The 7,107-nt window shown below is 41.6% G+C and carries 7 protein-coding genes; all 7 read right to left on the reverse strand.

The genetic code is table 11. The features are described from left to right. Positions 1-58: 58 nt before the first annotated feature. Complete coding sequence (locus GF401_05465) at positions 59-904, reverse strand: peptidoglycan DD-metalloendopeptidase family protein (GenBank protein MBD3344492.1); 846 nt, start codon at positions 902-904, stop codon at positions 59-61. Positions 905-935: 31 nt separating this feature from the next. Next, positions 936-1,820, reverse strand: a complete 885-nt coding sequence (locus GF401_05470; protein MBD3344493.1) for a ParB/RepB/Spo0J family partition protein — start codon at positions 1,818-1,820, stop codon at positions 936-938. After that, entirely contained in the window at positions 1,813-2,595 is a 783-nt protein-coding gene (locus tag GF401_05475; protein MBD3344494.1) for an AAA family ATPase, read from the reverse strand. Before GF401_05475 ends, GF401_05470 begins: the two co-directional genes overlap by 8 nt. 178 nt (positions 2,596-2,773) lie before the next feature. Continuing rightward, entirely contained in the window at positions 2,774-3,457 is a 684-nt protein-coding gene (gene rsmG / locus GF401_05480) for a 16S rRNA (guanine(527)-N(7))-methyltransferase RsmG (GenBank protein ID MBD3344495.1), read from the reverse strand. A 3-nt stretch (positions 3,458-3,460) separates the two neighbouring features. After that, complete coding sequence (mnmG, locus tag GF401_05485; protein ID MBD3344496.1) at positions 3,461-5,326, reverse strand: tRNA uridine-5-carboxymethylaminomethyl(34) synthesis enzyme MnmG; 1,866 nt, start codon at positions 5,324-5,326, stop codon at positions 3,461-3,463. 39 nt (positions 5,327-5,365) lie between these two features. Then, positions 5,366-6,736, reverse strand: coding sequence for a tRNA uridine-5-carboxymethylaminomethyl(34) synthesis GTPase MnmE (mnmE, locus tag GF401_05490; protein ID MBD3344497.1), 1,371 nt, complete (start codon positions 6,734-6,736; stop codon positions 5,366-5,368). A gap of 13 nt (positions 6,737-6,749) precedes the next feature. After that, the coding region (locus GF401_05495) for a membrane protein insertase YidC (protein ID MBD3344498.1) at positions 6,750-7,107 on the reverse strand (358 nt) is incomplete at its 5' end.

Raw genomic sequence — 7,107 nt, forward strand, 5'->3', positions numbered from 1 at the left:
CCGATAAGCGTATATGCTCCCTTGCTATGCTTGTTTTCCATTCGTTCCTCCAGAATACTTAGTCGTAAGCATTAAAAAACATATATTTTACAGGATCGATCTGCGTTTCATCCTTGATTATCTCATAATGGAGATGGGGTGCGGAAGATCGACCCGTATTGCCGACAAGTGCGATTGTCTGTCCTCTCTGTATTTCACTTCCAGTAGAAACGAGAACTTGAGAACAATGCCCATAACGGGTTACGAAGTCGTATTTATGCTCGATTGTGACGATAAGGCCCAAAAATTTATCATTATCGATGTTTACGATTATCCCTGGTGCAGTTGCCCGTATTGGAGTACCTTCGGTTGCAGCAAAATCGAGCCCCTTATGCGCAGACTCGGCAGAATTATCATTGAACTTTTTGGTAATCCACCCATCAACGGGACGAATATTGGGTACCGACGACCAGAAACTTGCTACGGGAGCTCCAATCAGGGGCGTGGTTTCCGGCAGTTCGTTCTCCATTATCTGAGTATCCGATAGTTGTGGTTCGGTATCGACCTGACGAACGGTTTTAAGAGCTGAAATTTCTTTTTGATCTACCGGGGTTTCACCTAAAGAATGGGCAAGATTACTGAGATACATGCTTAATTCTTCGGTTTTTTTCATTTTTTCAAAGGATTGCACAAGCGCTTCATTTTGGTGGGCAAGCTCTTGATTCTCTTTTCTTAAAACATCAACCATCTGGAGCTTGAGACTGATTTTTCCCGAAAGCAGGACCAGCACTAAGAGGCCAACACACAGGAGTGCTATAAAAAATGCACACGTTCGTATTATACCCCGGTTAACACGAACGGAGAAGGTACGGGCATTGTCCTCCGGAACAAACATTATGGTGTAATATTTATTATGCCCGCTCATAGACTTAATATGAAGTGACGTGCTGTCCGGATTAAAACAGTATATCGAGGATTCGATTCAAATCGTCGGTACCTAAAAAGGATATTTCGATTTTTCCTTTTTCTTTTTTGGGTGACGTTTTAATACCCACCGGAGTACCAAAATGATATTCGAGCTTTTCGACTACTTTTTTCAAATCCGGATCGATATTTTTCCCGGTTGACGATGGTTGTTTTTTTGCCTTTTTTACATCTTTCCGCCGATCACCTTCCTGGGTAAGTTTTTCGACATCCCGAACAGAAAGTGCATCGGTCAGAATCGCCTGTGCAACCTCTTTTTGTTCATCCGAACTTTCAAGAGCACACAACGCGCGGGCATGACCCATAGAAAGTTTACCATTCCGGACATAGTTTTGCACTTCTTTTGGTAACTTCAGGAGACGGAGGCTATTTGTTATGGCGCTTCTGCTCTTTCCTACCCGTTCGGACAATTTTTCGTGAGAAAGATTACACTCGAGCAGAAGGCGCTGGTAGGCATAGGCCTTTTCAATTTCATTAAGATCTTCCCGTTGAATATTTTCGACCAGAGCCATTTCAAGCATATCATGGTCGCTGATCTGGGCTTTTACGATAGCCGGAACAGAATCGTTTCCGAGTTTTTTCATTGCCCTGAATCGTCGCTCCCCGGAGATAATTTCATACCCATCGTTCTTTTTTCGAAGAATGATCGGCTGGAGAAGCCCCTGATTGCGGATACTCTCTGAAAGCCCGTCTATTTCATCCTGATCAAAATCGGTACGAGGCTGATATGGATTAGTATGAATAGCATTCACATCAACCAGCATCACTTCATTACCGCTCCCGGTTTCTTCATTATCCACCGGTATAAGATTAGTTAAACCTCTCCCCAGGGCACGGCGAGCCTTTTTCTTAGCCATTATTCGCAATTTCCTTCGCAAGCTTAAGGTAATTATCTGATCCTGACGACATTATATCATAGAGAATTATCGGTTTACCGAATGACGGAGCTTCCGACAATTTCACATTCCGGGTAACAACAGTATCAAAAACCTTTCCCGAAAAGTAAGAATTGACATCTTCTGCCACCTGACGGGATAAATTGAGCCGGCCATCAAACATAGTCAGCAACGCACCTGCGATAGTCAGCTTTGAGTTGAGGCTTTTTTGCACAAGACGAATCGTATTGAGCAGTTCGGCAAGTCCTTCCAAAGCATAATACTCGCACTGAATAGGAATAAGTACCGAATCTGCCGCCGATAAAACATTGATAGTCAGGAGACCAAGCGACGGCGGTGAATCGATAATAATGAAATCATATTTCGAGCGTGCGGGTTCCAAAGCATTATCAAGCTTCTTTTCCCGTGCGATGCTGTTTACCAGCTCTATTTCAGCACCGGCAAGTTCCGGGGAGGAAGGTGCGATATGAAGATATTCGATATCAGGACTCTGAATGATAATATCTTCGATCGAGATCTTTTTTTCGCCGAAATTTCTACTGGTAATTATATCGTACATCGAAAGATCAACATCGTCTTTATCGATACCGAAGCCGGTTGTTGCATTGGCTTGTGGATCCATATCGACAAGAAGACATTTATTTTCGGCGGCGGCAAGGCAGGCAGCGAGATTGACCGCTGTTGTCGTCTTTCCTACGCCACCCTTCTGATTGCATATTGAAATTACTTTTGCCACAGGACCACCAATCAAACAAACAGGTTATAAACAACTTATCAACACTTTATCCAATCACCCTTTTTACGGCGAGTTCCAGCCTAAATCATAGTATATCAACATATTAAGATATTTAATGAAAAAACTAAAGATAGGTCGATAATAGTTTTACCAACTTTTCAACGCCTTATTAGCTAAATTAGTTAATGCGTTCAAGAGAGACAAGTTTTAACCCGAATATCTGATTTCCCAGATCATACTCTGCAATTTCACTGATCCGGACCTGCTCTTTGTCCTTATTTAACGTAATCTCTTCAAGCTCGTCGGTAAAATCACGGGATTTAAACGTATACATCCTTCCTTCAGGCGTGACATGCATTTTAGCAATGCTCGAGAATTTTTGAAGCGTCGTAACACCGCGAGTTATAATATAGTCGAATTTTTCGGGAAAACAGGTTTTCTGGTCGATCCGTTTGGGTAATACTTCAGCATTTTCAATGTTAAGCTCAGCAATAACTTCTTCTAAAAATTTCGCCTTCTTTTTATTAGATTCTGCCAGCACCATTTTAAGGTCGGGCCTGAAAATTCTGATTGGAATCGAGGGAAAACCGCCTCCTGCGCCGACATCAAGAACACGAGCATTTTTTTTAAACCCGAAAAGTAAGAGCGGCTGCAAAGAATCACAAAAATGGCGGATAAAAAGGTTTTCTTCATCCTTCTTTGATACCAGACCTGCAGCTTGATTCCATTTAAGCAGGGTCGCCATATACGCAAGAATCATATTTCGCTGTTCAAGATCGGGCGTCAGGCCAAGACGTTCAAGCTCTTTCAATTCATACAGTTTTTTGGCACGACTCATAAATGATTGCTGAGTTTTATTCATAATTTACACCGTTTCACGTGAAACATTTTCAGAAACATGCTTTGCCAGATATATCATTAATACTGTAATATCCGAAGGAGTTACCCCGGGAATTCGAGATGCCTGTCCAAGCGAAACGGGCTTGACCTGGGCAAGCGTTGTCTTTGATGCAGACAATAATCCCGATATTGCAGAATAATCGATGGAAAGGGGTATTTTAACATTGTCCATTTTTTTAAGCCGCTTAACTTCATCAATCTGCTTTTGTACAAATCCGCTGTATTTGATGTCCGCCTCTATGCGAGCCTTAAGATCCCTGTCCATAATCTCTTCATCCAATACGCTCAGAATATCATCGAGCGTTACCTGGGGTCGTTTGAGAAAATCGATTCCTTTTACTGATGCTTTCATTGAAATATCTTTTTCGGTTTTTGCTGCCATATCTGCTGTTATTTTTAGCTCTCCTAATTTATCCATCCATCTCTTTTTTTCATCCCACAACCGCCTTCTCTTTTCATAAACAGGTAAATCTACAATATTTCTGGCAGCGGCGAGAGGCATAAGTCTTTCATCTGCATTATCCTGTCTGAGAAGCAGGCGGTATTCCGCCCGGGATGTAAACATTCTATAAGGCTCTTCAGTGCCCTTGGTAACAAGGTCATCAATTAATACTCCGATATATGAGCTGTCGCGTGAGAGGATAACCGGATCCTGGCCGATAATGTTTGCGCCGGCATTGATACCAGCAACAACACCTTGACCGGCAGCCTCTTCATACCCTGATGTGCCATTAATCTGTCCTGCAAAGAAGAGGTTCTTGATGATCTTAGATTCAAGGGTCGGTAAAAGCTGGGTGGGTTTAAAAAAGTCATATTCGATTCCATAGCCTGGTCGAACAATTTTGGCTTTTTCTAATCCGGAGATGCTTTGCACCATTTTTATTTGAACATCAAAGGGCAAACTTGTTGCCAATCCATTCAAATACATCTCCTGAGTATCCAGGCCTTCGGGTTCTAAAAATAATGCATGACCATCCCTATCTCCAAACCGTACAACTTTATCTTCGATAGAAGGACAATAGCGCGGGCCAGTGCTTTTTATTATGCCGGTATACAGCGGTGACCGGTCGAGATTTTCCCGTATTATCTGATGTGTTTTTATGTTTGTTCGTGACGCCAGACACTCGATTTTGTTTTCCGGTACCTCTTCCGTTGCGTAAGAAAATGGCCATGGACTTTCGTCACCAGACTGGATTTGCAGCTTCTTCTTATTAAGGGTGCGTCCATCAATCCTCGGAGAGGTCCCGGTTTTGAGTCTTCCAGCTTTAATACCATAGGAGATAATGTTTTCAGTAAGCCCCAGAGACGGCGGTTCTCCGAGCCTTCCACTGGGTGATGATTGTAAGCCGATATGAATGAGGCCGTTTAAAAAAGTCCCCATCGTAAGAATAATCGCTGCTGCCTCAATTTCTTCTCCTGAATCGACTATTACCGATTTAGCTTTCCCTCCCTTTTCTTTTATCGACAGAACAAACCCCTGGAAAAGAGAAATGCCGGGACTCTTCTCAATTTCTTCCTTTGCATAGTGTCTGTAGAGTTTCCTGTCTTCCTGAGCCCTGTTCCCCCATACTGCCATGCCTTTACTCTTGTTGAGCATTCTGAAATGAATTCCTGCTTTATCGGCTATACGGGCCATAAGCCCTCCAAGAGCATCTATTTCTCGAACAATAGTGCCCTTTGCTATCCCCCCGATAGCAGGATTACAGGACATGTGGCCGATCATATCCAGATGAGACGTGACCATAAGCACAGAAAGACCCATTTTTGAAGCAATATACGATGCTTCAATGCCTGCGTGTCCTCCACCGACAACAATTATATTAAATTTCATGATTTTACTTCGAGTTGTTTCACGTGAAACATCTTTGATTTATTTTCCTACGCAAAAGGTCTCGAATATCCTGTTCAAAATATCATCCGAGGTGATTTTCCCGGTAAACGCTTGTATCAGTTCTTCGATTTCTCTGATATGATAGGATAATACTTCTTCGCTTTCATTATCCCGAGTTTTCGTCGTTTCAATTATACTTAATATTGATTTCGCTATCTGTTCATGCCGTTCGTTTTGTATTAACCCAAACTCAGTAATTTTTTCACTGTTTTTTTTAACAGCGCTTCGGATGTACTCTTTAATATTATCTCTTCCCTTTTCTTCAATCAGGGATGCCGATACTATAGACTTGTTTTTCTTTCTGAAATAATCCGTTTTCGTTGAATCGTTGCCCTTATCGGCTTTGCTTAAAATTATCACAGCCTCTTTTCCGGAAATTTTTTCTTCTATTATTCTCTCCTGATTTTCAAACCGCTCATTTCCAGGAGTAATCCATATAACAATACTGCTGTTATCTATTATGTCCCATGCCCGCTCAATCCCCATTTTCTCAATTTCTTCTCTTGCTTCACCAATACCTGCCGTATCGATTATTGTTACTTTTATTCCATCTATCAAAATCGCTTCAGATATGAAATCTCTCGTTGTTCCACCTTGATGATGCACAATTGATCGCTCAGAATCAAGCAAAATATTAAATAAGGTAGATTTCCCCGCGTTTTTGGGCCCTATTATTGGTATAATTAATCCTTTTTCAGCCTGTTTTATCGATTCCCTTTTATTTATCTCTTTTTTAACGGAGTATTCCAATTCTTTTAGAATATCCCATATTCTCTTTTTTGTTTTTTGTTCCGAAATATCTTCCTCTTCAGGAAATTCTATTGATGATTCCAGAAGCATAAGCAGTTCCTCTGCACATTTTCTCCATTCCTCCAGTTTTTGCTTATTTCCACTCAGATAATTTTGGAGTGCAGCCCTATGCCCGGCATCAGACCTGCAGTCAATTAGTCCATTTATCGCTTCCGCTTTTAAAACATCAATTTTTCCATTTAAAAAGGCGCGCCTGGTAAACTCTCCTTTTTGACCATAATGTGCCCCAGATCCAAGGGCAGCACTAATTATCTTTTCTACAATTACAGGACCGCCATGGCAGAATATTTCAACCATGTCCTCTCCTGTATAGGAATGGGGATTACTGTATTTAACCGCCGTCACTTCATCGATTATATATCCGCTTACAGGCTCAATCAAAGAATATAAACGGATATTATTCGCCGGACAGCGCCTGAACTTTTCTTTTTCCTTGATTAAACTATCGGCTATATCAAAGGTTTTATCTCCCGATAACCTGATGACAGCAATGGCTGCCCGGCCCGGCGCTGATGATGGCGCAATAATGGTGTTATTCATTCCACTCAGATAGTTATTTCTTCTTTTTTGCTTTTCCGCGGGTTTGTGTCGCGGTTGGAACGGTATTCGCCGCCTCTGAGGTGTTTTTATTAACGAATTTCTGTTGGAGTATACCCATCACATTGGAAAATGTCCAGTATAATACCAGTCCCGCAGGAAAACTATTAAAAAGTGCAAGAAGAAATATGGGCATGAAATAAATCATAGCCTTTTGATTTGGATCTTTAATAGTCATTTTATTCTGGAAATAGGTCAATACCGCCATAGCGATAGGAAGCAGTGCAAAATTATCCCCATACATAGGAATATTGAAGGGCAATGTAAATATTACTTCCGGCTGTGATAAATCTTTAATCCACGGTATCAAAACG

It is taken from the genome of Chitinivibrionales bacterium (assembly GCA_014728215.1).
Taxonomy (GTDB): Bacteria; Fibrobacterota; Chitinivibrionia; order Chitinivibrionales; family WJKA01; genus WJKA01.

Bases quoted from the DNA above. Each gene is read 5' to 3' on its own strand.
- GF401_05465 (MBD3344492.1), bottom strand. From the start codon at position 904: ATGAGCGGGCATAATAAATATTACACCATAATGTTTGTTCCGGAGGAC.
- GF401_05470 (MBD3344493.1), bottom strand. From the start codon at position 1,820: ATGGCTAAGAAAAAGGCTCGCCGTGCCCTGGGGAGAGGTTTAACTAAT.
- rsmG (MBD3344495.1), bottom strand. From the start codon at position 3,457: ATGAATAAAACTCAGCAATCATTTATGAGTCGTGCCAAAAAACTGTAT.
- mnmG (MBD3344496.1), bottom strand. From the start codon at position 5,326: ATGAAATTTAATATAATTGTTGTCGGTGGAGGACACGCAGGCATTGAA.
- mnmE (MBD3344497.1), bottom strand. From the start codon at position 6,736: ATGAATAACACCATTATTGCGCCATCATCAGCGCCGGGCCGGGCAGCC.